Source organism: Nocardiopsis sp. YSL2, from assembly GCF_030555055.1.
Classification (GTDB): Bacteria; Actinomycetota; Actinomycetes; order Streptosporangiales; family Streptosporangiaceae; genus Nocardiopsis.
Genome location: NZ_JAMOAO010000001.1, coordinates 2,674,308 through 2,699,104 on the forward strand (window position 1 = coordinate 2,674,308; position 24,797 = coordinate 2,699,104).

General features: G+C 70.7%; 23 protein-coding genes, 1 tRNA gene and 1 other RNA gene. 15 read left to right on the forward strand and 10 right to left on the reverse strand.

Features of this window, described 5'->3' with window-relative positions:
- Positions 1–186: 186 nt before the first annotated feature.
- The 5 genes from M1P99_RS11635 to M1P99_RS11655 are packed head-to-tail and all read left to right on the forward strand — an operon-like array spanning position 187 to position 4,563.
- The gene (locus tag M1P99_RS11635) at positions 187–594 is read left to right on the forward strand and encodes an RRQRL motif-containing zinc-binding protein (RefSeq protein WP_304452662.1); all 408 of its coding nucleotides are present in this window, start codon (positions 187–189) and stop codon (positions 592–594) included.
- Positions 591–1,499 carry a bifunctional DNA primase/polymerase gene (locus M1P99_RS11640; RefSeq protein ID WP_304452663.1) on the forward strand — a complete coding sequence of 303 codons (909 nt, stop codon included), beginning with the start codon at positions 591–593 and terminating at the stop codon, positions 1,497–1,499. The genes M1P99_RS11635 and M1P99_RS11640 overlap by 4 nt, the downstream gene beginning before the upstream one ends.
- A complete protein-coding gene (locus M1P99_RS11645) occupies positions 1,496–3,001 on the forward strand; it encodes a YfjI family protein (protein WP_304452664.1) in 1,506 nt (501 codons plus the stop codon). The genes M1P99_RS11640 and M1P99_RS11645 overlap by 4 nt, the downstream gene beginning before the upstream one ends.
- 49 nt (positions 3,002–3,050) lie before the next feature.
- Positions 3,051–3,251, forward strand: coding sequence for a helix-turn-helix domain-containing protein (locus tag M1P99_RS11650; protein ID WP_121181709.1), 201 nt, complete (start codon positions 3,051–3,053; stop codon positions 3,249–3,251).
- Between the two features lie 58 nt (positions 3,252–3,309).
- Complete coding sequence (locus M1P99_RS11655) at positions 3,310–4,563, forward strand: site-specific integrase (protein WP_304452665.1); 1,254 nt, start codon at positions 3,310–3,312, stop codon at positions 4,561–4,563.
- Positions 4,564–4,638: 75 nt separating this feature from the next.
- Here M1P99_RS11655 and M1P99_RS11660 read toward each other — a convergent pair.
- Both M1P99_RS11660 and M1P99_RS11665 read right to left on the reverse strand, forming a co-directional pair.
- Positions 4,639–4,726 (reverse strand) — tRNA-Ser (locus tag M1P99_RS11660).
- Positions 4,727–4,801: 75 nt separating this feature from the next.
- The gene (locus tag M1P99_RS11665) at positions 4,802–6,142 is read right to left on the reverse strand and encodes a DUF2252 domain-containing protein (RefSeq protein ID WP_304452666.1); all 1,341 of its coding nucleotides are present in this window, start codon (positions 6,140–6,142) and stop codon (positions 4,802–4,804) included.
- A gap of 107 nt (positions 6,143–6,249) precedes the next feature.
- Between M1P99_RS11665 and ffs the strand changes: the two genes are divergently transcribed.
- Positions 6,250–6,345: signal recognition particle sRNA small type (gene ffs, locus M1P99_RS11670), an RNA gene on the forward strand.
- 97 nt (positions 6,346–6,442) lie between these two features.
- A complete protein-coding gene (locus tag M1P99_RS11675) occupies positions 6,443–8,794 on the forward strand; it encodes a DNA polymerase III subunit gamma and tau (protein WP_304452667.1) in 2,352 nt (783 codons plus the stop codon).
- Between the two features lie 79 nt (positions 8,795–8,873).
- Here M1P99_RS11675 and M1P99_RS11680 read toward each other — a convergent pair whose 3' ends face one another.
- Positions 8,874–9,491 carry a TetR/AcrR family transcriptional regulator gene (locus M1P99_RS11680; RefSeq protein ID WP_304452668.1) on the reverse strand — a complete coding sequence of 206 codons (618 nt, stop codon included), beginning with the start codon at positions 9,489–9,491 and terminating at the stop codon, positions 8,874–8,876.
- A gap of 114 nt (positions 9,492–9,605) precedes the next feature.
- On the opposite strand from M1P99_RS11680, the gene M1P99_RS11685 reads away from it, so the two are divergent.
- The gene (locus tag M1P99_RS11685) at positions 9,606–9,812 is read left to right on the forward strand and encodes a DUF6243 family protein (protein ID WP_304452669.1); all 207 of its coding nucleotides are present in this window, start codon (positions 9,606–9,608) and stop codon (positions 9,810–9,812) included.
- 46 nt (positions 9,813–9,858) lie between these two features.
- On the opposite strand, the gene M1P99_RS11690 is transcribed toward M1P99_RS11685, so the two are convergent.
- Positions 9,859–11,037, reverse strand: a complete 1,179-nt coding sequence (locus M1P99_RS11690) for an rRNA adenine N-6-methyltransferase family protein (protein WP_304452670.1) — start codon at positions 11,035–11,037, stop codon at positions 9,859–9,861.
- Between the two features lie 105 nt (positions 11,038–11,142).
- Positions 11,143–12,312, reverse strand: a complete 1,170-nt coding sequence (locus M1P99_RS11695) for an alkene reductase (protein ID WP_304452671.1) — start codon at positions 12,310–12,312, stop codon at positions 11,143–11,145.
- A 72-nt stretch (positions 12,313–12,384) separates the two neighbouring features.
- On the opposite strand from M1P99_RS11695, the gene M1P99_RS11700 reads away from it, so the two are divergent.
- The 5 genes from M1P99_RS11700 (at position 12,385) to M1P99_RS11720 (ending at position 16,666) form a co-directional block, all read left to right on the forward strand.
- Positions 12,385–12,768 carry a MerR family transcriptional regulator gene (locus tag M1P99_RS11700; RefSeq protein ID WP_304452672.1) on the forward strand — a complete coding sequence of 128 codons (384 nt, stop codon included), beginning with the start codon at positions 12,385–12,387 and terminating at the stop codon, positions 12,766–12,768.
- A gap of 248 nt (positions 12,769–13,016) precedes the next feature.
- On the forward strand, positions 13,017–13,379 hold the full coding sequence (locus M1P99_RS11705) for a YbaB/EbfC family nucleoid-associated protein (RefSeq protein ID WP_053619857.1): 363 nt from the start codon (positions 13,017–13,019) through the stop codon (positions 13,377–13,379).
- Between the two features lie 178 nt (positions 13,380–13,557).
- Positions 13,558–14,157: a recombination mediator RecR gene (gene recR / locus M1P99_RS11710; protein ID WP_304452673.1), complete on the forward strand. Its 600-nt coding sequence runs from the start codon at positions 13,558–13,560 to the stop codon at positions 14,155–14,157.
- 179 nt (positions 14,158–14,336) lie between these two features.
- A complete protein-coding gene (locus M1P99_RS11715; RefSeq protein WP_179824129.1) occupies positions 14,337–15,608 on the forward strand; it encodes an aspartate kinase in 1,272 nt (423 codons plus the stop codon).
- Positions 15,605–16,666: an aspartate-semialdehyde dehydrogenase gene (locus tag M1P99_RS11720; RefSeq protein ID WP_304452674.1), complete on the forward strand. Its 1,062-nt coding sequence runs from the start codon at positions 15,605–15,607 to the stop codon at positions 16,664–16,666. The genes M1P99_RS11715 and M1P99_RS11720 overlap by 4 nt, the downstream gene beginning before the upstream one ends.
- Positions 16,667–16,790: 124 nt before the next feature.
- Here M1P99_RS11720 and M1P99_RS11725 read toward each other — a convergent pair whose 3' ends face one another.
- Positions 16,791–17,537, reverse strand: a complete 747-nt coding sequence (locus M1P99_RS11725; RefSeq protein WP_304455665.1) for a GntR family transcriptional regulator — start codon at positions 17,535–17,537, stop codon at positions 16,791–16,793.
- Between the two features lie 366 nt (positions 17,538–17,903).
- Here M1P99_RS11725 and M1P99_RS11730 point away from each other — a divergent pair, with 366 nt between their 5' ends.
- Complete coding sequence (locus M1P99_RS11730) at positions 17,904–18,353, forward strand: PLD nuclease N-terminal domain-containing protein (protein ID WP_304452675.1); 450 nt, start codon at positions 17,904–17,906, stop codon at positions 18,351–18,353.
- Between the two features lie 265 nt (positions 18,354–18,618).
- Here the strand turns inward: M1P99_RS11730 and M1P99_RS11735 are convergent, their stop codons facing one another.
- The 4 genes from M1P99_RS11735 to M1P99_RS11750 form a co-directional block, all read right to left on the reverse strand.
- On the reverse strand, positions 18,619–19,911 hold the full coding sequence (locus M1P99_RS11735) for a dihydrolipoamide acetyltransferase family protein (protein ID WP_304452676.1): 1,293 nt from the start codon (positions 19,909–19,911) through the stop codon (positions 18,619–18,621).
- Between the two features lie 14 nt (positions 19,912–19,925).
- Entirely contained in the window at positions 19,926–20,939 is a 1,014-nt protein-coding gene (locus tag M1P99_RS11740) for an alpha-ketoacid dehydrogenase subunit beta (protein ID WP_304452677.1), read from the reverse strand.
- Between the two features lie 15 nt (positions 20,940–20,954).
- Positions 20,955–22,061, reverse strand: a complete 1,107-nt coding sequence (pdhA, locus tag M1P99_RS11745) for a pyruvate dehydrogenase (acetyl-transferring) E1 component subunit alpha (protein WP_304452678.1) — start codon at positions 22,059–22,061, stop codon at positions 20,955–20,957.
- A gap of 573 nt (positions 22,062–22,634) precedes the next feature.
- Positions 22,635–23,312, reverse strand: coding sequence for a GntR family transcriptional regulator (locus tag M1P99_RS11750; protein ID WP_304452679.1), 678 nt, complete (start codon positions 23,310–23,312; stop codon positions 22,635–22,637).
- A gap of 753 nt (positions 23,313–24,065) precedes the next feature.
- Here M1P99_RS11750 and M1P99_RS11755 point away from each other — a divergent pair.
- The gene (locus tag M1P99_RS11755; protein WP_304455666.1) at positions 24,066–24,788 is read left to right on the forward strand and encodes a phosphatase PAP2 family protein; all 723 of its coding nucleotides are present in this window, start codon (positions 24,066–24,068) and stop codon (positions 24,786–24,788) included.
- Positions 24,789–24,797 lie beyond the last annotated feature (9 nt).

Below are 24,797 nucleotides of genomic sequence, written 5' to 3' on the forward strand. Positions count from 1 at the left end.
ACCCCAGGTGACCAGTCACGATGTCGGGTTTCAGTCCCGTCGTCGGCACCCTGCGAACGCACGAAAAAGCGGCCCCGGTGCATAGCCGCCAAGCAACCCACCGGGACCGCGCTCCCAAGGAAGCACTCCACACATCACTGCGAGGAGCACTCCCATGATGCAGCACGCCCGCGCGGAGGTCACGTCGTGACCAACCTCCGCTTCCTCGACCCCGACGGCTCCCTGCACGGACTGCCCACCTACCCATGGGGCACGGCATGGCTGGCCGACGACGACATGGCCACCCGTAAGCAGCTCGCCGCCATGGGCCTGCGACCCGGTACCAGCGAGCCCGTGGCTCAACTGATGTGGCGCTCCCGGCGCGCCAAGAACGGCGTCCGCACCGCTGCTCTGTACCGGATTAGTGAGGCCCTGCCGAAGCAGCCGGTCACCGCGGCCAAGGCCCGTTCCCTGGCCGCGGCGATGCGCGCCCGCCGCACCTGCCCGACCTGCACTCGCGTGTTCGTCTACGTCATCCCCACGTCCCTCGGTGAGTGCCCGGCCTGCCACGAGGGTGGCACGCCCGAATCGTGGGAGCTGGAGGCCGCGGCATGACCCCGACCAACGTCCTGCCCTACGCCCTCGCAGCCGCCCTCCGCGGGTGGCACGTCTTTCCGCTGCGCACCCGCGCCAAGCGGCCGGTGCGCACCTTCACCGACTGGGAGCGGCACGCCACCACCGACCAGAACGCCATCACTGCCCACTGGGGAGCCCACCCCGCCCACAACCTCGCTATCGCGTGCGGACCCTCGGGCTTGGTGGTGGTCGACCTGGACACCCCCAAGGACGGCGAGACGCCCCCGCCGGAGTGGGCACTGCCCGGCATCGCCAACGGCGCTGACGTGCTCGCCGCGCTGGCTGAGAAGCACGCAGACGGTGACACCGGCTTCCTGGACACGTTCACCGTCACCACCCGCCGGGGCGGGACCCACCTGTACTACGCGGCCCCGGACGGTGCGGCCTACCGCAACACCTCGGGCCGGTTGGGGTGGCTGATCGACACCCGCGCCACGGGCGGGTACGTCGTCGGCCCCGGATCGTACGTGGCCGATGTCGACGGGCGCGGCCCCTACACCGTGACCAACCCCGCGCCCGTGGCGTCGCTGCCCGAGTGGCTGGCCACGCTGCTGGAGCCCGCACGCCGGCGCCCGCTGACCTCGGGACAGGTGCACTCCATGCTGGCCTCCCATCCCGGCGCGGCCACCTACGTCACCCGGGCCCTGCGGGGTGAGGTCGACCGCGTGCTCTCCGCTCGTGAGGGCAGCCGTAACCACACCTTGAACAAGGCCGCGTTCGCCGTGGGCACCCTGGTCGGTGCGGGCATGCTCCCCAAGCACCTGGCCGAAGACGCCCTGACGGCCGCCGGAGAGCGCATCGGGTTGGACCACACCGAGTGCGAGGCGACCGTGCGCAGCGGCCTACAAGCCGGGATTCGGCGCCCGCGGGGAGCCGCCGCGTGAGCGCCGTTCACGACGCCCACGGGACCGAGCCGGAGTGGGAGTCACCCACTCCGCTCGGGACCCGCGGCAAGCTCCCGACCTTCCCTGCCGAGTGCCTGCCCGAGTGGATCCGCGCGTTCGTCCTGGCACTGGCCGAGGAAACCCAGACCCCGGTGGACGCTGCCGGATGCATCGTCCTGGCCGCCCTGTCCACCGCTGCCGGCGGGCGCGCGATCGTTCAGGTGCGCGGCACCTACACCGAACCGGTGAACCTGTTCACCGTGGTTGCCTTGCCACCGGCCAGCCGTAAGAGTGCCGTGTTCCGCGCGATCACCGCGCCGATCCTGGCCGTGGAGAAGGAACTGGCCGAACGCGTCCGTCCACAGATTGTGGAAGCCGAACTAGCGCGTTCGGTGGCCGCTGGGGTGGCGGAGAAGGCGAAGGCCAAGGCGATCAGTTCTCGGGGCGCTCCGGACGCGGTGGCCGATGCCACCGACGCCGCTGCCGCGATCGAGGACATCACCGTTCCGGCCCTGCCCCAACTGTTCGTGGACGACGCCACCCCCGAGAGCGCGGCCACGATCCTGGCCGAACAGGGCGGCAGGTTGGCCGTGTTGAGCGCGGAAGGCGGCATCTTTCAGATCCTCGCGGGCCGCTACTCCGGCACCCCGAACTTCGACCTGTTCCTGAAGGGGCACGCTGGGGACATGCTGCGGGTGAACCGCAAGGAGCGCGCAGAGCACGTCGACAGCGCCATTCTCACCCTGGGGTTGTCGGTTCAGCCGGACGTCATCCGGGAGATCGCCACCGGCCCCGGGTTCCGCGGAAAAGGGCTGCTCGGACGGTTCCTGTACGCGCTGCCCGAGTCCAACATCGGGACCCGCAACCAGGAGCCCGAACCGATCCCCGAGCACGTGGCTGCGACTTACACCGAGCGGCTGACCCGCATGGTGGTGCACCTGTTCGACTGGACCGACCCCCAGGTGCTCCAACTCGCGCCCAAGGCCGATGCTCTGCGTCTGGACTACGCCCGCGCGCTGGAGCCGCGGCTTCACCCGCGCACCGGGGATCTGGGGCACATGTCCGACTGGGCAGGGAAGTCGGTCGGGGCGATCGTGCGCATTGCCGCTCTGCTGCATCTGGCCGACAACCCGGTGGACGGCTACCGGCTCCCCATCAGCGCGGAGACCATGGCCGCGGCGATCCGGATCGGTGAGTACTTCACCGTCCATGCCGAAGCGGCCTTCGACCACATGGGCGCCGATCCGGAGATGGAACGCGCCCGCCTGGTCCTGGACTGGATCACCCGTAAGAAGCCCGCCCGGTTCACCGTGCGCGAGGCGTTCTCCGGCTTGCCGCGCGGGACCTTCCCCAAGGTCGCCGACGTCCTGCCTTCCCTGGAACTGCTGGAGGGCTACGGCTGGATCGCGATGGAACCCCCACCACCACGGAACCCGAAGGGAGGACGTCCGCCCTCACCCGCCTACCAGGTTCACCCGCAGATCAGCGGCCCCGGCGCATAGCCGCCACGCAACCAGCCGGGACCGCACTCCAAGAAAGGAAGCACTGCCCATGACCACTCAGAAGAAGCTCCTGCGAGTCGAGGAAGCCGCCGCACTGCTCGGTATCGGCCGCACCCGCGCCTTCGAGCAGATCCGGCTCGGGCGCCTGCGCTCCGTCAAGATCGGCACCTCCCGCCTGGTGCCCGCCGTCGCCCTTGACGAGTACGTGGACCTGCTGCTCTCCGAGAGCGCCCACGACCGCGCGGCGTGACCCCCTCGCGGGGCCGCGTCGGCGCGGCCCCGCTCCGGACTTCTCAGGAGCGGAACACATGACGGACAACTCCAAGCGCAGTCGGCAACCCAACGGAGCCTCATCCATCTACCTCGGAAAGGACGGCTACTGGCACGGGCGCGTGACCGTGGGAGTCAAGGACGACGGCAAGCCGGACCGGCGCCACGTGATGCGCAAGACCCGGAAGGACATCACCAAGGCCGTTCGGGAGCTGGAGCGCAAGCGGGAGAAGGGAAGCGTGCCCAAGGCCGGACAACGGTGGCGGGTCGCCGACTGGCTCACACACTGGCTGGAGAACATCGCCGCGGCCTCCGTGAGCGAGTACACCTATTCCGGCTACCGCGTGGACGTCCGCGTTCACCTCATCCCCGGACTCGGCGGTCACTGGCTGGACAAACTCCAGCCCGAACACCTGGAACGCTTCTACGCCAAGATGCAGGCGAACGGCAGCAAGCCCGCGACCGCCCACCACGCCCACCGCACCATTCGGGCCGCTCTCAACGAGGCAGTGCGACGCGGCCACCTGGCGAAGAATCCGGTGCTGCTGGCCAAGCCGCCGAAGCTCACGGAGGAGGGAGTGGAGCCCTACGCCGTGAGTGAGGTCCGGCGCCTCATGAAGCTGGCGACCGACCGGCGCAACGGCGCGCGCTGGGCTGTTGCGCTGGCTCTCGGACTCCGGCAGGGAGAGGCGTTGGGACTGCGCTGGCCAGACGTCGACCTGGTTTCCGGTGGCCTGCGGGTGCGTCGGAACCTGCTTCGGCCGAAGTACGCGCACGGGTGTGGGGACACGTGCGGACGCAAGCCGGGATTCTGCCCGGAGAAGGTCCGCACGAACCCGCTGACCAAGGACACCAAGTCGACCGCGGGAAGGCGTCCTATCGGTCTTCCGGGGCCGCTGGCCGCACTTCTGCGGGAACACCGGGCCACCCAGGAGCGGGAGCGGGACGCCGCCGGAGACCTCTGGGAGGAGGGAGGTTGGGTGTTCGCCGACGAGTTCGGCCGGCCGCTGAGCCCCAACACCGACCACCACGAGTGGAAGGCCCTGCTTCGAGAGGCCGGACTGCGGGAGGCACGGTTGCACGACGCTCGGCACACCGCCGCCACGGTGCTGCTCATCCTGGGAGTGCCTGAGCGCGCCGTCATGGGGATCATGGGCTGGTCGTCATCCTCGATGGCCAAGCGCTACCAGCACGTGGTGGGCGAGGTCCGCACGGACGTTGCAGACCGCGTCGGAGGACTGATCTGGGAGTCTCCCCAGGAGGCGGAAGACGGCTCCGCAGAGGCCAACTGAGACTAAAACTGAGACTAGGAACGACGAAGGCCCGGGGCGCTGTGCGCTCCGGGCCGACGTTTCGGCTGCTAGCCGTGGCGGAGGATAGGGGATTCGAACCCCTGAGGGATTGCTCCCAACACGCTTTCCAAGCGTGCGCCCTAGGCCACTAGGCGAATCCTCCGCGCACAACTCTACATGCCGTCAGGGGGTGGTCCGAACAGGTTCCTCCGGGTCCTCGCGGAGGGGCGCGGGGGCCTCAGGCGCGGCTGGACCGGACGCCGCGGATGGCGTTGTTGCGGAAGGCGTCCACGAACAGCGAGTGGTCCGCCCTGGTCTGGGAGGCGTAGGCGTGCGCGAAGTCCGTGCACCAGGTGACGAACTCGTCCTCGCGGCCGTCGAGCACCGCCAGGACGGCCTCCTCGATCTCCCAGTCCACCAGGGTGGAGTCCGCGTGCGAGTCGGACACGCAGTGCGCCTTGGCGGTCGCGCGGCCCAGGTAGTCCAGGACGGGGGCGATCTCGGAGGGCTCTGTGAGCCGGTTCCAGTCGAGGTCGTTGGTGTACGGCGAGACCTCGCTGACCACGAAGCCGGTGCCGTCGATCTCCGTGTGGCCCAGCAGCGGGTCCGCGTGGGCCTGCAGCGCGCGCTGGGAGACCGCGGTGCGGTGCCCGTGGTGCTCGAAGGACGCCATGATGTGCTGGTCGGTCACCACCCGGGACGGCGCGGCCACGTTGCCCTGCTTGACCGACAGGACGACGTCGTTGTCCCAGGCCTCGGACAGGCCCTCAATGAGCAGGCTGTAGGCGGGCAGGCCCGCGGAGCCGATACCGAAGCCGCCGCTGCCGACCACGTCCTTGACGGAGTAGTTGCGGGCGTCGAACCGCAGGTCGTCGGGGATGGTGTTCAGGTAGCCCTCGTAGGCGGCCAGGACCTTGTCGCGCTCCTCGTCGGACAGGCGGCGCACCCGCGGCCCCTCGCGGAACCGGCGGTCGTACCCGTGGCGCTCCGTCATGGACGTGAGCATCGCGGCGCGGCTGTTGAGCCGCGCGTTCTGGAGCACGTCGTGCACGGTGCCGTCGGTGTTGTCCAGCTTGAGGGAGAACTCGGAGTCGCCGCCCTCGGTCGCGAACCGGCGGACCTGGTCGGCGTAGGAGCGCACGCAGCGCGCCACGAGGCCGCCGATATCGTCGTCGGACAGGGCCTTCTGCCAGCCGAGCAGGGCGATGCTGGCGGCCAGGCGCAGCACGTCCCAGGTGAAGTGGCCGAGGTAGGCCTCGTCGAAGTCGTTGACGTCGAAGACCAGCCGGCCGGTCGAGTCCATGTACGTGCCGAAGTTCTCCGCGTGCAGGTCGCCCTGGATCCACACACGCGAGGTGCGCTCGTCGGACCACGGGTCGGGCATGCCGGCGACGTCGGCGTAGAACAGCGCGGCGCTGCCCCGGTAGAAGGCGAACGGGTTGGCCGCCATCTTGCGGAACTTCACGCGGAAGGCGGACGGGTCGCTCGACATCAGGTCGGCGAAGGCGGACTCCAGGGTGTCCACGATGAACGCCCGGCGCGCGGGGGAGTGGTCTGTGGCGTCGTGGAAGTCGTACATGGCGCCCATCATGGACGGGATTCGCCAGGTTCGCGATGGAAAGGGATGTCGTGGGAAGCGGGGGCCGCTGGGTTGCCCGAGCAGTCGGGGGTTCGGATACACTCGGGGCAGACCCCTCGTGCGGCGTCATCCTATGAACCTCCCCAGGGCCGGAAGGCAGCAAGGATAAGTAGGCTCTGGCGGGTGCGCGGGGGGTCCTTCTCGTTTCTCCGACCCCTCCCGTTCGCAGGATCCGGCGCGAGCTGTCGCTGCTTGAGGGTTGAATGGACCTGTGGCAGGGACCAGGGGAGTGATCACACCGTGAGCATCGCGCTGTACCGCAAGTACCGGCCCGCGACATTCGGTGAGGTGCGCGGTCAGGAACACGTGACCGACCCGCTGCGCCAGGCGCTGCGCAGCGGCCGGATCAACCACGCCTACCTCTTCAGCGGCCCGCGCGGCTGCGGCAAGACGACGAGCGCGCGCATCCTCGCCCGGTCGCTGAACTGCGCCGAGGGCCCCACTCCGGACCCCTGCGGCGTCTGCGACTCCTGTGTCGCCCTGGCCCCCGACGGCGGCGGCAGCATCGACGTCATCGAGATCGACGCCGCGTCCCACGGTGGTGTGGACGACGCCCGCGACCTGCGCGAACGCGCGTTCTTCTCGCCGGTCGCCTCCCGGTACAAGATCTACATCATCGACGAGGCGCACATGGTGACCCGCGAGGGTTTCAACGCGCTGCTCAAACTCGTCGAGGAGCCGCCGCCGCACCTGAAGTTCGTGTTCGCCACCACCGAGCCCGAGAAGGTCATCGGCACGATCCGTTCGCGGACCCACCACTACCCCTTCCGGCTCATCCCGCCGAGCACGCTCAAGGACCTGTTCGAGGACCTCCTCAAGGAGGAGGGGATCGCCTACGACCCCGCCGCGCTGCCGCTCGTGGTGCGCGCCGGAGCCGGGTCCGCGCGTGACGGGCTGTCGGTCCTGGACCAGCTCATCGCCGGCTCGGGGGAGGACGGCATCACACGCGAGGGCGCCGTCTCGCTGCTCGGCTACACCGACTCCAGCCTGCTCGGCGCGATGGTCGACGCCCTGGGCGCCCGGGACGGCGCCGCCGTGTTCGGCCTCATCGACCGCGTGGTCGAGGGCGGCCACGACCCCCGCCGCTTCACCACCGACCTCCTGGAGCGCGTCCGCGACCTGGTCATCCTCGCGGCCGTGCCCGACGCCCTGGACAAGGGCCTGATCAACGTCGCCTCCGAGGCGGCGGAGCAGATGAAGCAGCAGGCCTCCCGGATGGGCCCCGCCGAGCTCACACGGGCGGCGGACATCCTCAACCAGGGGCTGACCGAGATGCGCGGCGCGACGGCGCCACGGCTCCTGCTGGAACTGATGTGCTCGCGCATCCTGCTGCCGGGTACCGACGGCGACCAGGGTGTCGCGCTGCTGGCGCGCCTGGAGCAGATGGAGCGCCGTATCGCCTCCGGCGCGATCGCGCCCGCGGCCCAGCCCGCGGCTCCCGCTCCCGCGGCTCCCGCTCCCGCGGCTCCCGCTCCCGCCGCTCCCGCCGCTCTCGCCGCTCCCGCCGTCGCGGCGGTCGACTCCGGGCCCGCTCCCTCCGAGGACCCGCGCGAGCAGACCCCTGCTCCGGCGTCCGCCGTGCCCGCCGCACCGGCCCCCGAGCGACCGGAACCGGCTCCCGCGCGGCCCCGGACCGATCCGGCTCCGGGGCCCCGGCCCGAGGCGTCCGGTGAGCCCGCCGGATGGTCGGACCCGCCCCGCTCCCGCGCCGCGGAACCGTCGTCGCGTGCCGCCGCCCAGCCCCAGGCCGCCCCCTCGAACGGTGCCCTGGACCTCGGCCGGATCCAGTCGGCGTGGAGCCAGATCCTGGAGGCCGTCAAGGGTCGGCGCCGCTTCACCTGGATGGTGCTCTCCGGCAGCGACGTACGACCGGTCGGCCTCGAGGGCAACGCGGTCCTGCTGGGCTTCTCGCGGCCCAACGAGGCCAAGGGCTTCACCAACAGCGGCAGCGACCAGGTCGTCGCCGCCGCGATCCAGCAGGTCCTCGGCGTGGAGGTCCGCGTGGCCCCCTCCGGAGGCAACGGCGGGAACGGAGGCGGCGCCCCCGCGCGCCGGCCCGAGCCCGCCGCGCGGCCCGCCGAACCCACCGGCTGGGACACCCCCGCCGCGCCCGCGCCCCAGGCCGCCCCGGAACCGCCTCCCGCGCCCGCGCCCCAGGCCGCCCCGGAACCGCCTCCCGCGCCCGCGGCCGAGCGCGCCGCCGCTCCGGAACCGGCTCCGCGCCCGGCGCCCGCGGGCGAGCCCGCCCCCGCCCAGGCTCCCCCGCCGGCGGCCGGTCCGCCCGCGGACCGCATCGTGACCGGACTGACGGAACCGCCGCCCGACCCCTACGAGGACGCCGCGGCCGCACCGCCGCCGGAGTTCTCTCCGCCCGAAACCCAGGACGCGCCGTCCCGGCCCGCCGCCCCCGAGCGGCGGCCGGATCCCGAGCCCGGACGGCGCTCCGAGCCGTCGGCGGCCGCGGCGCGTCCCAGCGCGTCCGGGGGTTCCCCTGCACGCCCCGCCGCCGCGTCGGGCGGGCCCTCGCTCATCGAGTCGGAGCTGGGCGGGCGCGTGATCGAGGAGATCACGCACGAGGCCCCCGACGTCTGACGCGGAGCGCGTCCCGGAGGAGGGGCGCAACCCCGGGGCCTCCGGGGCCGGGCGCCCGCTCGCTCGGTGGTCCGCTCGCTCAGGGGCGCAGGGCGCGCAGCGCCATGTCGACGAGCACGTCGACGTAGTCGTGGGTGAGCGGCGCGGTGCGCAGCAGCCACCGGTGGTGCAGCGGACCCGTGAGCAGTTCCACCGCGACGTCGAGGTCGGCCTCCGGGGAGATCTCCCCGGCCTCGCGCGCGCTCCGCAGCCGATCCCGGTAGGCCCTCATGTGGGGGCGCAGCAGGTCCTCCGTGACCATCCGGGCGAAGTCCTCGTCGTGCTGGACCTCGGCGGTGAACGCCCGGCTGATCCGGTCCGTCTCGGGAGTGTTGTACTCGTCCACGGTGGCGCGCAGCACGGTGCGCAGGTCGGCGGCCAGGTCGCCGGTGTCGGGCAGGGGCTCCGGCTCGCCGCCCGCCTCCCGCTGGAACACGTCGAGCACCACGGCGGCCTTGGACGGCCACCACCGGTAGATGGTCTGCTTGCCGACGCCGGCCCGGGCGGCGATGCCCTCCATCGTCATCTTCGCGAATCCGACCTCGCCCATCAGGGCGGACGCGGCGTCGAGGATCGCCGTGCGCGCGCGCTCGCTCCGGCGCCGGGGGTCGGGGGCTCGACGGGTCGGCGTACTGCCGGGTGCGGTGCTCTCTGCCATGCGTTCCACGGTAGCGGCCGAAAAATGACGAGACGTATCGTCTTGGCACGGATAGACTCATCTCAGTACCCATTGACGCGAGACGATTCGTCTTGTCAGCGAGAGGAGGTCCGCGTGGCCAGGAACAGCGACAACCTTCTGGGCATGGGCGGGCAGCGCAACACGGTCTCCCGATCCGCCCTGCGCGGTACCAGCGGCGGAACCAAGGGCGGCCCCAGCGACGAGGCCCGTGAGCGCAAGCAGGAACTCCTGCGCAAGCTCCGTGAGAAGAACAGCTCCGCCGAACCCGGTCAGGGAGAGGACGGAAAGGGTCGGGAATGACCCCTCCGCGTCGGCCCCCGCCCGCACGGGCGGGGGCCGACGGCGTTCACACCGGCCAGGACCTGCGCTCGGGCTCGTCCAGCCACACCCGGTGCGAGCCGTCGGGCTCCACCACCAGGCCGAAGCGGCCCGGCTCCGGCTCGCCCAGCCGGGACCACTCCTCCAGGGCCTCCTCGAACTCGTCCCAGATACTCCTCGGTCCGCCCTGCTCGATCATCCACGACGTGCCGTAGGGGTAGACACGGACCCACGACGTCCCGGCGTGGTCGCACACCCACATGCCGGACCCCGTGCCGATCCAGCGCCGTCGGACCCGCCAGTCGCCCACCATCACCGACAGCGCGAACGCCGACGGGAAGGACATCAGCGGCGCCACCGGATCGGTCTGGGTGAGGCGGTACTCGTCGGGCTGCTGCCCCGAGTCCCGGACCGGCGGGTACGGCGGGCCGGGGACCCGCAGCGGCAGGAATCCCACACCCGCGTGGAAGCGGCCCACCGCGGTCCCGGTCGGAGGTACCTCGACCCTGGTCAGGACGCCCGCCCCCTCCAGAAGCCCCCACGGGCACACCACCAGCCCGTTCGGCCGGACCTGTTCGAGCCAGGCGGGCGGCACCCGGCGCACGCCGCAGGTGGACAGGATCCGGTCATAGGGGGCGCCGGGCGGGTACCCCTCGTAGCCGTCGGCCGCGTGGACGGCGGGCGTGTGCCGCCAGTTCCGCAACGCGCGGCGCGCGGCCTCCGCCAACCGCGGGTCGATCTCCACGGACGTGACGGCGTCGTCCCCCAGCAGGTGCGCGAGCAGGGCGGTGTTCCATCCTGTGCCGGCGCCGACCTCCAGGACCTCCTGCCCGGGGGCCAGGTCGGCAAGGTCCAGGAGGCGGGCCAGGACGGTGGGCGCGGAACTGCACGACGTGGCCGCGTCGGGGTCGCGTTCGGGCGCCCTCGGCGCGGGCATGCCCTGGCGAGGGGCGGGATCCGCCCGCCGTGCGGGCCCGGGGTCCTCGACACGGGTGGCGACGGCGTTGTCGGTGTACACGGCCGCCAGCCAGCGCTCGGGGTTGCCGGTCGCGTTCAGCGCGGCGCCCTGAGCGGTCAGGGCGCCGGACTCGGGGATGAACGCGTGTCGGGGGACCGAGCGGAAGGCGTCGATGAGCGCGGCGTCGGTCAGCGTGCCGTCCGCGATCATCGCCTCGATCAGTGCCGAGTGGCGTTCTCTGGCGGTCAACACGTGGTCCCCCGTGACTGTCGGTGACTGCAGTGGGGCCCGCGGGCCCTCACCGGGACGGTTGTGCCCAGTGGGACACCTTTTCAACCGACAGTGATATTAGCCCTACTCTTTGTTCTTTTCGCTGGTGGAAGCACCTGCCGGGAGGGTCGGTGTCCCGTCACTCCGAGGGTAGTCGACGTATCCCCGGGGGCCCGAGGTGTAGTGGAAGTCCTTCTCCCTGATCGGTTCCCAGGCGATTCCGGCGGCGACGCGCTCCACCGCGTCGGGGTTGGCGATGAAGGGGCGGCCCACCGAGACCAGGTCGGCTCGGCCGTCCGCGACCAGCCGGGCGGCGCTCCGCGGCGTGGTCTCCTCGTGCTCACCGGTGTTGCCGACGAGCGTCCCGCTCCAGCGCGGGCGCAGGTCGTCCAGGGCCGGGTAGACGGGGTCGTCGGTGACGTGGAGGTAGGCCAGGCCGAAGGGGTCGATCGCGGCGAGCAGCGCCCGGTAGACGGGGGCGGGGTCACGCTCGACCATCTCGAACTCCGGGTTGCCGGGTGCGATCCGCAGGCCCACGCGCTCGGCCCCGACGGCGTCGGCCACCGCCTCGACGACCTCCACCGCGAACCGGATCCGGCCGGTGGGCCCGCCGCCGTACTCGTCGGTGCGCAGGTTGGTGTTGTCGGCGAGGAACTGGTGCGGCAGGTAGCTGTTGGCGCCGTGGATCTCGACGCCGTCGAACCCGGCGCGGACCGCCGCGGCGGCGGCGTCGGCGTGCTCGGCCACGGCGGCGCGCACCTCGGCACGGGTCATCGCGCGGGGTGCGACCGGTGCGACCTTGCCGTCGAGGGTGTGCACCAGATCGGTCCGGGACACGGCCGACGGCGCCAGCGGAACCCCGCCGTCGTGGCGGTTGGCCGGGTGGGCGTTGCGTCCCGCGTGCATGATCTGGGCGAACATGCGCCCACCCGCCTCGTGGACGGCGTCGGTGACCTGCCGCCAGGCGTCGACCTGCTCGTCCGTGTACAGGCCGGGCTGGGTGAGGTACTGCTGTCCGGTCACGCTGGGGGAGACGCCCTCGGAGACGATGAGCCCGGCGCCGGCGCGCTGGGCGTAGTAGGTCGCCATGAGCGGGGTGGGGACGGCGTTCCGGTCGGCGCGCATGCGCGTCATGGGCGCCATCACGACCCGGTTGGGCAGGGTCAGGGAGGGCAGTGCGTACGGGGTGAGGAGGAGGCCGGAGGCGTCGGCGGGGGTGTTCGGGGCGGCGCTCTCGGCGCTTGTCGTCGTCATGTGCCCAGGCTAGAATCTGACATGGATGTCAGTTTCAAGGAATTGTGTCGCACATCACTTTCAGGAGCGGGCATGCGGATCGGCGAGCTCTCCCGGCGCACGGGCGTCAGTCCTCGTTCGCTGCGCTACTACGAGGAGCAGGGCCTGCTGGCCTCCACCCGCACGACGGGCGGACACCGCGAGTACAGCCCGCTCGCGCTGGAGCGCGTCGACCGCATCCAGTGCCTGTTCGCCGCCGGGCTCAGCAGCGCCACCATCTACGAACTCCTGCCCTGCATCTACGCCCAGGAGCGCGGTGACCCCGCGCCGGACCTCCTCGACAACCTGTGTGAGGAGCGCACGCGCATCGCCGCCTCCATCGGCCAGCTGGAGCGCAGCCTGGCCGCCCTCGACGAGGTGATCGACAGGGCCCGCCCGTCGCCCACCACCGCCCTGGGGGCGCGTACCGCGAGGTGAGGGCTACCACCCTCAACGGACGGCCTCCGGCCGCAGAACTCCCGCCCGTCGCCCACCACCGCCCTGGGGGCGCGTACCGCGAGGTGAGGGCTACCACCCTCAACGGACGACCTCCGGCCGCAGAACTCCACGGGTCCGCTCCTCGACCCGGACCGCCGGTGAGCGGTTACGCTCACAAGCAGAGCGACACGACAAGCGAGAGCCGGCACCAAGAGTGCGGCGAGGAGACGGCCGTGAACCCTGGCGGAATGGACATGCAGGCCCTGCTCCAGCAGGCCCAGCAGATGCAGCAGCAGCTCGTGGAGGCCCAGGAGGCCCTGGACGAGGCGGAGGTCGAAGGCACCTCGGGCGGCGGCCTGGTCAAGGTCAAGCTGAGCGGGCGCGGGCAGGTCGAGGACATCACCGTCGACCCCAAGGCGGTCGACCCCAGTGACGCCGAGGAGACGGCGCAGACCGTGGCGGACCTGGTCCTGGCGGCCATCCGCGACGCAGAGGCCCAGGTCGAGCGGCTCCAGCAGGAGAAGATGGGCCCGCTCGCCGAAGGACTGGGCGGCGGCGGCATGCCCGGCATGCCCGGCGGTGGCGGGATGCCGGGACTCCCCGGCTTCTAGCCCCTCCGAGAACAGACGGTCCCGCGCGGCGCCCCGGTCCAGCCACCAGTGGCCGGGCCGCCGGCGGGCGCATCGGCGGACGGCGGCCTCGGCGTGCGCGAGAGGTCGTCGCTCCCGATACGGTGGGAGCAGGGACGACGGACCTCCCGATCAAAGGGTCCGGACCGACGGGTAGGCGATGTACGAAGGCGCGGTGCAGAATCTGATCGACGAGCTGGGGCGACTGCCCGGCGTCGGTCCGAAAAGCGCGCAACGCATCGCCTTCCACCTGCTGTCCGCGGAGCACGCGGACGTCAAGCGCCTGGTGAACGCGCTCGTCGAGGTCAAGGAGAAGGTTCGCTTCTGCTCGGTGTGCGGCAACGTCGCCGAGGACGAGCAGTGCCGGATCTGCCGTGACGCGCGCCGCGACACCGCGGTCATCTGCGTGGTCGAGGAGTCCAAGGACGTCGTCGCCATCGAGCGGACCCGCGAGTTCCGGGGGCGCTACCACGTCCTCGGCGGCGCCATCAGCCCCATCGAGGGTGTCGGCCCCGACGACCTGCGGGTCAAGGAGCTCATGACGCGACTGGCCGACGGCCACGTGACGGAGCTCATCCTGGCGACCGACCCCAACCTGGAAGGGGAGGCCACCGCGACCTACCTGGCGCGGCTGGTCAAACCGATGGGCCTGAAAGTGACCCGGTTGGCGAGCGGACTCCCCGTGGGCGGGGACCTCGAGTACGCCGACGAGGTCACCCTGGGTCGCGCCTTCGAAGGCCGTCGCAGCCTCGAGTTCTAGCTCACACTTCGCCGTAATCTGGACGAAACGTGAGTAACCTCCGTTCGATCGGGTAGGCCCGAGCGCTGGTGTGTCACGTCGCCGTGCGCTCCGTCCCAGGTCGGACCGGGTGCGGAAGCAGGCCGCTGACTACACTCCCTAGTAATTGTCTTGATCCCAACTCCTCAGGAGCATCGATCGTGGCCCTAATCGTGCAGAAGTACGGTGGGTCTTCCGTGGCAGACGCGGAAGCCATCAAGCGAGTAGCCCAGAGGATCGTCGCTCAGAAAAAGGCGGGATATGACGTCGTCGTCGTGGTCTCTGCCATGGGCGATACCACTGACGAACTGTTGGACCTGGCCGAACAGGTCTCCCCGATGCCGCCCGCCCGTGAGCTCGACATGCTCGTCACCGCCGGTGAGCGCATGTCCATGGCGCTCGTCGCGATGGCCATCGAGAACCTCGGTTACGAGGCACGCTCCTTCACCGGCTCCCAGGCCGGTGTGATCACCACGTCGTTGCACGGCAACGCCAAGATCATCGACGTGACGCCGGGGCGCATCCAGGAGGCCGTGGACGAGGGTGCGATCTGCATCGTCGCCGGTTTCCAGGGTGTCTCCCAGGACACCAAGGACATCACCTCGCTGGGTCGCGGCGGCTCGGACACCACGGCCGTGGCGCTCGCCGCCGCACTGAAGGCCGACGCCTGCGAGATCTACAGCGACGTCGACGGTGTGTTCACCGCCGACCCGCGCATCGTGCCGAGCGCGCGCCGGATCCCCAAGGTCTCCTACGAGGAGATGCTGGAGATGGCCGCCTGCGGGACCAAGATCCTGCACCTGCGCTGTGTCGAGTACGCGCGCCGCTACAACATCCCGCTGCACGTCCGCTCGTCGTTCAGCCAGAAGCCCGGTACCTGGGTCGTTTCGGAAGTCGAGGAAAGCGAAGGCATGGAACAGCCGATCATCTCCGGAGTCTCCCACGACCGGAGCGAAGCCAAGATCACCGTCGTCGGTGTGCCCGACAAGGTCGGTGAGGCCGCGACGATCTTCAAGGCGCTCGCGGACGCCGAGATCAACATCGACATGATCGTGCAGAACGTGTCGGCGGTCTCCACCTCCCGCACCGACATCTCCTTCACCGTGCCGAAGGAGTCCGGCAAGACGGCCATCTCCTCCCTCAAGCGGGTGCAGGAGAAGGTCGGGTTCGAGTCCCTGCGCTACGACGACAAGATCGGCAAGGTCTCGCTGATCGGCGCCGGCATGCGCTCCTACCCCGGCGTCACCGCCCGCTTCTTCGACTCGGTCGCCGGTTCCGGCACCAACATCGAGATGATCTCCACCTCGGAGATCCGCATCTCGGTCATCGTCGAGGAAGACCAGATCGACGCGGCCGTGCAGGCCGCCCACAGCGAGTTCCAGCTCGACTCCGACCAGGTCGAGGCTGTCGTCTACGGAGGTACCGGCCGATGAGCAACCGACTTCCCACCCTGGCCGTCGTCGGCGCGACCGGCGCCGTCGGCACCGTGATGCTGGGCATCCTCAGTGAGCGCGAGAACGTCTGGGGCGAGATCCGCCTGGTGGCCTCCGCGCGCAGCGCGGGCAAGGTCCTGCGGGTACGCGGCGAGGACGTCGTGGTCCAGGCCCTGACCCCCGAGGTCTTCGACGGCGTCGACGTGGCCATGTTCGACGTGCCCGACGAGATCTCCAAGGAGTGGGCGCCGATCGCCGCCGCGCGCGGCGCGGTCGCCGTCGACAACTCCGGTGCGTTCCGTATGGACGCCGACGTGCCGCTCGTGGTGCCCGAGGTCAACGCGGACGAGGTCCGCAACCGCCCGCGCGGCATCATCAGCAACCCCAACTGCACCACGCTGTCGATGATCGTGGCGATCGGTGCCCTGCACCGGACCTACGGCGTCAAGGAACTCGTGGTCTCCTCCTACCAGGCCGCCTCCGGCGCCGGCCAGGAGGGCATCGACGTCCTGCGCGACCAGATGGCCAAGGTCGGTGCCGACCGGAGCCTGGCCGAGAAGGCGGGCGACGTGCGCGAGGCGGTCGACGAGCTCGGCCCGTTCCCGGCGCCGCTGGCCTACAACGTCGTGCCGTGGGCGGGTTCGCTCAAGGACGACGGCTGGTCCTCTGAGGAGCTGAAGGTCCGCAACGAGTCCCGCAAGATCCTGGGCCTGCCGGACCTGCGCGTCAACGCCACCTGCGTCCGCGTGCCGGTGATCACCACGCACTCGCTGGTCGTGCACGCGACCTTCGACAGCGAGGTCGCCGCCGACGACGCCCGCAAGCTGCTGGGCGAGGCCGACGGCGTCCAGGTCCTGGACGACCCGGCCGAGGCCCGGTTCCCGACCCCGGCCGACGTGGTCGGCACCGACCCGACCTGGGTCGGCCGCATCCGGCAGTCGCTGGACGACCCGAAGTCGCTGGACCTGTTCCTGTGCGGGGACAACCTGCGCAAGGGTGCGGCCCTCAACACGGCGCAGATCGCCGAGGTCGTCGCCAAGGAGTTCACCCAGGGCTAGCGCCTTCGGCGGCTCGCCGGGGGCAGCATGCGCCCGGCACGCCCTGGGTTGACGGGCCCCGACCCACCAGAGCCGGAACGCACGCCGGAACCCCGGTTCCCGCGTGCGTTCCGGCTCTGTGCGGTCAGGGGCGCCCGCGGTGGTCGGTGGGATGCCGGGTGCGGGCCAGGGTGAGCTTGTACAGGAGTCGGCACTGCTCGGTCATCCCGATGAGGTCGGAGGTCTCCACGGGGCGGCCGCCGCTGTAGTGCGTGCGCTCCACCACCAGGACGGACCGGCCGGGCGCGGCACCGAGCAGGGCGGCCTCCGAGTCGCGCAGCGTGCGCACGCCCACCTCCTCGACCACCCGGTCGACGGGGTGGCCGGCGGCGCCGAGGCGGTCCAGGAGGCCGAGGCCGGGCGCGGCGTCGAACGGGGTGCGCAGGGTTCCCGCGGTGAGGGCGGCGGGTTCCCACGACAGGTGCAGGGTGATGGGCAACTGCGCGGACAGCCCTCGGGAGGTCGTGCGGTAGACCGGGTCGCCCTCGCGGATCCGGAGCCGCACGCTGAGCGGCGCGGGGCTGCGCTCCTGCTCGGTGCCGATCACCTCGCGGCTGAGTTCGCCCAGGCCCGATCCGGAGGAGGAGTCGGTGCGGCAGAGCCGGAACTGCTCGGGTGCCGACCGCACGAAGTACCCGGAGCCGGGGCGGGCCTCGACCAGCCCCTCGGTGACCAGCAGCCGCAGCGCCGTCCGGGAGATCTGCTCGCTGACGTGGTAGAGCCGGGCGAGCCTGGTGCGGGAGGGCAACCGGGTTCCGGGGGGCATCTCGCCGCGCAGGATCGGCTCGCGGAGCTGTTCGGCCAACCAGAGGTATCGGGGCTGCCGACTCACTGTCACCGGGCCCAGGGGGAGGGGCCCTCCACCGACGGGCGTGCTCTGCGGTCCGGCACGGCCAGGCCTGCGAGTCGGCGGTCGCGGGTGGCCGCACCACCACCGTTGACGGTGCCGGCTCCGGGACGGAGCGAGGGAGTGAACCTGCCAGATCGCCGACGATCGCCCATGGTCACCAGTAAAGCAGCGAAAGAGCCTGGTGGGGGGCGCTACGCGAAAGTAGTTGCCTGAATCCGCGTCACTGCCAGTGATTCGGAACCGGACTCCGGGGCCGGGGAAACGCCCGAAAGTGTCGAAATGTGGGGAGTGTTGCCCCCTGGATATTACTCTGTGCTCCAACTTGGTCACAGTGAGTTTGGGGGAGTCATGGATATCGCGCTCGCGCAGGGGGTCGCGCACGAACTCGCGAACACGGTCGACGACAGCGTCGTGTGGCTGAGCGGGATCATGGGGGTGATCTTCCTGGCCATCGCGATCGCCCTGCTGGTCCTCGTCATCTGGGCGATCATCTCCACCCTCGTCGACTCCGACCTCACCGCGGGGGGCAAGCTCCTGTGGATCATCTTCGAACTCTGGACCCCTCTGCTCGGGGCGGTCGCCTGGCTGGTGGTCGGCCGCAAGGGGCACCTCAACCGGCTGCTCGGCATCGACAAGGGCCGGGCCCGGCACTCTGTTCCGTCCAGCGTGGGCCAGCACAGCAACGTGGCGGGGCGGTCCGCCGCCGGTGCGCCGCAGCCGCCGGCGGAGCAGCGTCCGCAGAGCCCCGGGGGCTACCAGGACGGACGGCAGGACCAGGCCGGCCTGGGCAACGCCTGACCCGCGGCGCGTGCTCTGTCCACAGCCTGTGGACGAAGCCCGCGCCCGGTGACGCGTCGGGGCGCGCGGTCCCTCACGGCGCGTCCCTGGCCGCGGAACCGGACAGCGTGACGACGGACGAGCACGCGGCACGCGTGCGGGGGTCGCCTGTGGTGACCACGACCACGCTCGGAGCGGGTCGGACCATGGAATGCAGACTTCCGGGCGAACACGCGAAACGCCCCGGTCGGGAGGCTTCCCGGCCGGGGCGTTCGTGCGCGCGGACCTACAGGATGATGCGCATGGGCTCCTCGAGGATCTCGGCCAGATCCTTCAGGAAGGCGGCACCGACGGCGCCGTCCACCGCGCGGTGGTCCACGGACAGCTCCAGGGAGATGCGGTTGCGCACGGCGACCTCGCCGTCCACGACCACGGCCTCCTGGCGCATCGCGCCGACCGCGAGGATCGCCGCCTCCGGCGGGTTGATCACCGCGGAGAAGCTGTCCACGCCGAACATGCCGAGGTTGGACACGCTGAACGTGCCGCCGCTCATCTCCTGCGGCTTCAGCTTGCCGTCACGGGCCTTGCCCGCGAGCTCGCGGGTGCGCGTGGAGATCTCCGACAGCGTCGCCTTGTCGGTGTCGTGCAGGACCGGCACGACCAGGCCCGCGTCCACGGCCACGGCCACCCCGACGTTGACCCGGTGGTGCTGGAGCAGCTTGTCGTCCACCCAGGAGGTGTTGACGGCCGGGTGCAGCTTCAGCGTGGTCGCGCAGGCCTTGACGATCAGGTCGTTGAAGCTGATCTTGGCGCCCGTGCTCGCCAGCTGCTCGTTGATCTGGGAGCGGAAGGCATTGAGGGCCTCGGCGTCGATCGTGCGGCGCAGGTAGAAGTGCGGTACCTGCTGCTTGCTCTCGGTCAGGCGTCGCGCGATGACCTTGCGCACGTTGCTGACCTTGAGCTCCTCGGACGCGCGCCCGTCGTCGAAGGCCGGAGCCTGCGCGGCGGGAGCGGCCTCGGCCGGCGCAGCGGGGGTGCTGGGCGCCGTGGTCTGGGCGGCGGTGCCGTTCTTGGCCGCGGCCTCGATGTCGGCGCGCACGACCCGGCCCTTGGGGCCCGACCCCTGGATCCGGGTGATGTCCAGGCCGTACTCCTTGGCCAGACGGCGGGCCAGCGGGGAGGTGCGCGGACGCGGCCCCTCGCCGCCGCCGGACTCACCGGACTGCTCGGCCGCCGGAGCGGGCGCGGCGGGCGCGGGCTGCTCGGCCGCGGCCTCCTGCTTCTCCTCCTCGGCGGCGGGCTCGGCGGGGGCCGCCGGAGCCGACTCGGCCACCTCCGCGTCAGGGGAGTCGGCGATCACACCGATGACCGCGCCGATCGGCACCGTGTCACCCTCGTTGACCGACTGCTTGACTAGGAAGCCGTCCTCGTAGGCCTCGTACTCCATGACGGCCTTGTCGGTCTCGATCTCGACCAGGACGTCGCCGGCGGCGACCTTGTCGCCCACCTTCTTGACCCACGTGCTGATGACGCCTTCCTCCATGGTGTCGGAGAGGCGCGGCATCTGGATTTCGCTCATGCTTGAAACTCCCTCTACCCGACCCGTTTGCCGACGGCGCTCAGGGTCTCCTTGATGGCGGTGCTGATCGACTCGACCGACGGCAGGGCCGCCGTCTCCAGCGGCTTGGCGTAGGGCATCGGCACCTCGGCCATGGCCACACGGCGGACCGGGGCGTCCAGGTAGTCGAAGGCCCCCTCCTGGATCGAGGCGGCGATCTCCGCGCCGATCCCGTAGGTCAGCCAGTCGTCCTCGCAGATCACCGCGGCACCGGTCTTCTTGACCGAGTCCACGAACGTCTGGCGGTCGAGGGGGCGCAGGCTGCGCAGGTCGACGACCTCGACGCTGATGTCCTCCTCGGCGAGCTTCTCGGCGACCTGGGTGGCGACCATGGCCATCCGGGAGTAGCCGATGAGCGTGATGTCGCTGCCCTCGCGGGTGACACCGGCGCGGCCGATCGTGGCCACGGTGTCGTTCGAGGGCTCGGCGTAGCCCTCGGGGACCTCGCCCTTGGAGTTGTACAGGCCCAGGTTCTCCAGGAACAGGACCGGGTCGTCGTCGCGGATGGCCGCGCGCAGCATCGACGAGGCCTCGGCGGGCGTACTGGGCGCCATCACCTTGAGGCCGGGGATGAAGGAGTAGAACAGCTCGATGTTCTGCGAGTGCGTGGCACCGAGCTGCTGGCCGCCGCCACCGGGGGTGCGGATGACCATGGGAACGCTGGTCTGGCCGCCGAACATCCCGTAGATCTTGGCGGCGTGGTTGATGATCTGGTCGATGGCGATCAGCGAGAAGTTGATCGTCATCAGCTCGACGACCGGGCGCAGGCCCAGCATGGCCGCGCCGATGGCGGCGCCGACGAACCCCTCCTCGGCGATGGGGGTGTCCTTGACCCGCCGGGGGCCGAACTCCTTGAGGAGGCCCTCGGTGATCTTGTAGGAGCCCTCGAAGACACCGATCTCCTCGCCCATGACGAGGACGTTCTCGTCCCGCACCATTTCGGCGCGGAGCGTGTCCCGCAGAGCCTGGCGGTATGTGATCACAGACATGTGCTCGTTCCTTCTCTACTCTGCGAACACCGGGTCGGCGGGCATACGCCGCGACTCGTTGGGCACCGGGCTGGCGTACGTGTAGTCGAAGAGCGTGGACACGTCCGGGTGCGGGCTGTTCTCCGCGAAGTCGGCGGCCTCGGCGACCTCGGCCTTGACCGACGCGGCGATCTCGTCGCGCAGCTCGTCGGTGAGCAGGCCCGCCTTGGCGAGCTTCTCGCCGAACAGGTGGATGGGGTCGTTCTCGTCGGCCTTGGCCTCGTCGCGCTGCTCCTCGGTGCGGTACTTGGCCGGGTCGACGACGGAGTGGCCCTTCTGCCGGTAGCTCCAGGCCTCCAGCAGGAACGGCGTCTGCTCGGTGCGCGCGCGCTCGATGAGGCGGCTCGCGGTGTCGCGGACGGCCAGCACGTCGCGGCCGTCCACGCGCTCGCCCTCGATGCGGAAGGCGGCGCCGCGCTTGTACAGCTCGGGCTCGGCGGAGGACATCTCCACGGTGGTGCCCATGCCGGTGAAGTTGTTGATCACCACGAAGACGATGGGCAGGTTCCACAGCTTGGCGATGTTCAGCGACTCGTGCCAGGCGCCGATGTTGGTGGTGCCGTCGCCCATCTGGCACATGACGACCTCGTCGCCGCCCCGGTAGGAGATGGCCAGCGCGGCACCGGTGGCCAGCGGGAGCTGACCGCCGACGATGCCGTAACCGCCGAGCATCCGGGTCTCGGTGTCGTACATGTGCATGGAGCCGCCCCAGCCCTTGGACACGCCGTCGGAGCGCCCGTAGAGCTCGGCCATGACCCGCTTGGGGTCCATGCCCTTGCCGATCGCGTAACCGTGGTCACGGTAGTTCGTGAAGAGGTAGTCGCGCTCCTGGAGGGCGGTCATCAGACCGATGACCGTGGCCTCCTCACCGAGGTTGAGGTGGCAGTAGCCACCGATCCGGGCCTGGGTGTAGGCCTGGCCGGTGCGCTGCTCGAACTGCCGGACGAACACCATCTGGCGGTAGTAGTCGAGCAGGACCTCCGGCTTCTCGTCGCCGAGGCCGGGGGAGGTGTCCTTGCGGCCGCGCCGCCGGGACGTGGAGGCCCGGGCGGTGCCGCCCTTCGGCTTGGCCGTGTCAGCCATGGTGTGCCTTTCTTCGTGCGAGAGGCCTCCCGCCCCCGTCCTGTGGGTCGGGGGCGCGGGGCCCGTCGTGGTCGCGCTGTCGGGCGCGGCCGTGACGTGCGTCGCCACCGGGCTCAATCGGTGGCGACGCTCTTGTGGCTGTTGCGGGGCGCGTCTCGGGGACCGTGGCTCGTCCTCCCCGGACGCGAAGCGCTGATGGGGTCTCGTGTGCAGTTGTCGCCCGGACCCCTGACCGCATAGCTTCCCGGTCTGTCCTGCCCTATGCATGTGCCTGTCGGCGTGGCAGTGTCGGGTGCGAGGGTTCGTCCACCGGCCGGATGAACGAGTCCGCCGCCCGAGGGGCACGCGCGTCCGTGTGACGTGTGTCGCGCACACTCTACGGTCTGATCGATGATCGATCAATACGACTTTACGGCAGATGACCGGAGTTCGGCGCGACGGGGGTGGTCACGCCCCAAGCGGCTCACCGGGGGCGGGATCGGGCGGGATCGGGCGGGATCGGGCGGAGACCTCGGAGGGAAGTCCGTGGACGTGGGCAGTGTGACGGGGGAGGCGTGGACGGGGTCCGTGCGCTCAGCCCGCGCCGCCATGCGACTTCAGGGCCGCTTCCACGTAGTTGAGGACGTGGTCGCTGAGCATCTGGCCCACCCGGGGATCGCCCTCGCGGAAGGCCCGAGTGATCTGGTCGTGGTCGGCGGCCTTGGCGTGCAGCCGCATGTCCAGCCAGCGCACGGACAGCGCGGTCCACACCTCCACGCCCAACGACTCCCAGGTGTGCAGCAGCACGCTGTTGTCGGCGGCGCGCACGACCTCGCGGTGGAACTCCACGCTGTGCCGGATCTGCTCGGAGACGTCGCCCAGGGCGGTCGCCCGCTTGAGTGCCTCGACCTCGTGTTCGAGCCGGCTCGCGTCCTCGGCCAGCCGGGGCGCGGCCAACTGGGCGGCCACGAGCTCAAGCCCGGCGCGGACGGGGTAGATCTCCGCCATGTCCTGCACCCCGAAGGCGCGCACGCGGGCGCCCTTGTTGGGCACGGTCTCGATGAGGCGCAGGGTCTCCAGCTCGCGCAGGGCCTCGCGGACCGGAGCCTGGCTCACCTTCAGTTCGGTGGCGATGCGGCGCTCGACGATCCGCTCACCGGGCTTCCAGCGGCCGGACAGCAGACCCTCGACCAGGACCTGCCGGATCTGTTCCCGGAGCGGCTCACGGGCCAGCTTCGAGGGATCATCCGGCAACCGGGGCAGGTCGACCATCCAGGGCCCTTCCGTTCCTCGACTCTCACGCGCTCCGCGCGCCGGCCGGTCCTCTCCATGTCGTACAAGCTCCTTGAAGAGTGCCACACGCGCACGGGTCGAGCAGACCGCAGGCCTCGAAGCGCTAACGGAACGCTCACGAAACGGTCGCACGGCGGTGAACCGTCGCGGTCCACTCCGGGTGCGGCGGGCAAAGTCCGTGGTGGAAGGGTCACACTTGGCCGAGCACGGCCTCAGATGGAAGGAGTGTCCAGGTAGGCTCATCTGTCGGCAATGTCCGCCTTCCGCGGTGAGTGATCCGGCTCACGGATGGCGGATCCGATGAGAGCGCCCTGACCTGCGCCAACGAGTACAGACCGAGAAACGGCGCCCGATGCGCCGCCATCCGGTCGCCTTGGACGTCGAGCCTGCCAGCGGCCGGGCACGAAAACGTGAACCGGTCCGAAGGTTCGACCGTCGAACGGGGTGAGGCGGCAAGCGCCGCCGACCACACGCATCCCGAGTCGGCCCTGAGGACGTCAGGATCAGTTCCAACAGCATCGGCTGGCCAGTGCCCCCGCGCTCACCAAGTGCCACAGGCAAGCCCACGACATGTGAGACAGCACTGAGCACATGACGCACTCTTCGCGGACCCGGCACCTGCGGTCCAGGCAGTCCACACAACCACATGACAGACAGGTCCCGCCGGCGGGACCCTACAGCGGTCCGATCCCGGTCGTCCGCGTGACGAACCACGACCCGGGCCGACCCGTCGTGCGCGCGGTCACGTGGCCGAGTGTGAGCGAGATCGCATGGGGCCTGGCCTCGGACCGGATCGCCATCATGCTGGCCGTGGCGCTCATCGTGATGACCATGCTCGCGGCGGGGCCCCTCCACCCCGTCGACAACTTCCTCAACGAGCTGCCCAGGCCCTTCTTCGACCTCCTGCGCGAGCCGCTGATCTTCTGGCCGGACACCGTGGCCTCCCGTATGGTCGCGCTGCCGGTCCTGGGGGTCACCGCGGTCCAACTGGCGTACTGGCACCGCAGTTGGCGGCCGATCGTCCTGAGCGCGGTCGGGGTGTTCGGCATGATGTCGTTCGTCTCCGTGATCAAGCTCGCCTCCAGCCGGGGGCACGCCAAGAACTACGACCCGGACTTCTTCGCCGGCCCGGGCAACGTCGCGTTCCCGTCCGGGCACGGGGCCAACGCCATCCTCATCTACGGGCTGGTGCTGTTCCTGATCATCCGGTTCGGCGCGGCCCGACCGCACGTGATCCGCGGGCTGGCCTTCTGCATCGTCGGTATCGCGCTGCTACAGGCGACGGTCTCGATCTACCTGCACTTCCACTGGTTCACCGACCTGGTGGCGGGGATGATCGCCGGCGGGTTCGCGCTGCGGGTGACCATCAGGCTGGACCGGATGTTCCCGCACGGACGGACGGTGGAGTGGTGGCCCTGGTACGGAGAAGGCGACCGGGCCGCCGACGACCGCTGACCCCGCGTC

Coding starts and splice junctions, on each gene's coding strand:
- pdhA (WP_304452678.1), bottom strand. CDS start 22,061: ATGGCTGACACGGCCAAGCCGAAGGGCGGCACCGCCCGGGCCTCCACG.
- M1P99_RS11665 (WP_304452666.1), bottom strand. CDS start 6,142: ATGTACGACTTCCACGACGCCACAGACCACTCCCCCGCGCGCCGGGCG.
- M1P99_RS11650 (WP_121181709.1), top strand. CDS start 3,051: ATGACCACTCAGAAGAAGCTCCTGCGAGTCGAGGAAGCCGCCGCACTG.
- M1P99_RS11700 (WP_304452672.1), top strand. CDS start 12,385: ATGCGGATCGGCGAGCTCTCCCGGCGCACGGGCGTCAGTCCTCGTTCG.
- M1P99_RS11730 (WP_304452675.1), top strand. CDS start 17,904: ATGGATATCGCGCTCGCGCAGGGGGTCGCGCACGAACTCGCGAACACG.
- M1P99_RS11720 (WP_304452674.1), top strand. CDS start 15,605: ATGAGCAACCGACTTCCCACCCTGGCCGTCGTCGGCGCGACCGGCGCC.
- M1P99_RS11655 (WP_304452665.1), top strand. CDS start 3,310: ATGACGGACAACTCCAAGCGCAGTCGGCAACCCAACGGAGCCTCATCC.
- M1P99_RS11740 (WP_304452677.1), bottom strand. CDS start 20,939: ATGTCTGTGATCACATACCGCCAGGCTCTGCGGGACACGCTCCGCGCC.
- recR (WP_304452673.1), top strand. CDS start 13,558: ATGTACGAAGGCGCGGTGCAGAATCTGATCGACGAGCTGGGGCGACTG.
- M1P99_RS11750 (WP_304452679.1), bottom strand. CDS start 23,312: ATGGTCGACCTGCCCCGGTTGCCGGATGATCCCTCGAAGCTGGCCCGT.
- M1P99_RS11640 (WP_304452663.1), top strand. CDS start 591: ATGACCCCGACCAACGTCCTGCCCTACGCCCTCGCAGCCGCCCTCCGC.
- M1P99_RS11695 (WP_304452671.1), bottom strand. CDS start 12,312: ATGACGACGACAAGCGCCGAGAGCGCCGCCCCGAACACCCCCGCCGAC.
- M1P99_RS11735 (WP_304452676.1), bottom strand. CDS start 19,911: ATGAGCGAAATCCAGATGCCGCGCCTCTCCGACACCATGGAGGAAGGC.
- M1P99_RS11705 (WP_053619857.1), top strand. CDS start 13,017: ATGGACATGCAGGCCCTGCTCCAGCAGGCCCAGCAGATGCAGCAGCAG.
- M1P99_RS11680 (WP_304452668.1), bottom strand. CDS start 9,491: ATGGCAGAGAGCACCGCACCCGGCAGTACGCCGACCCGTCGAGCCCCC.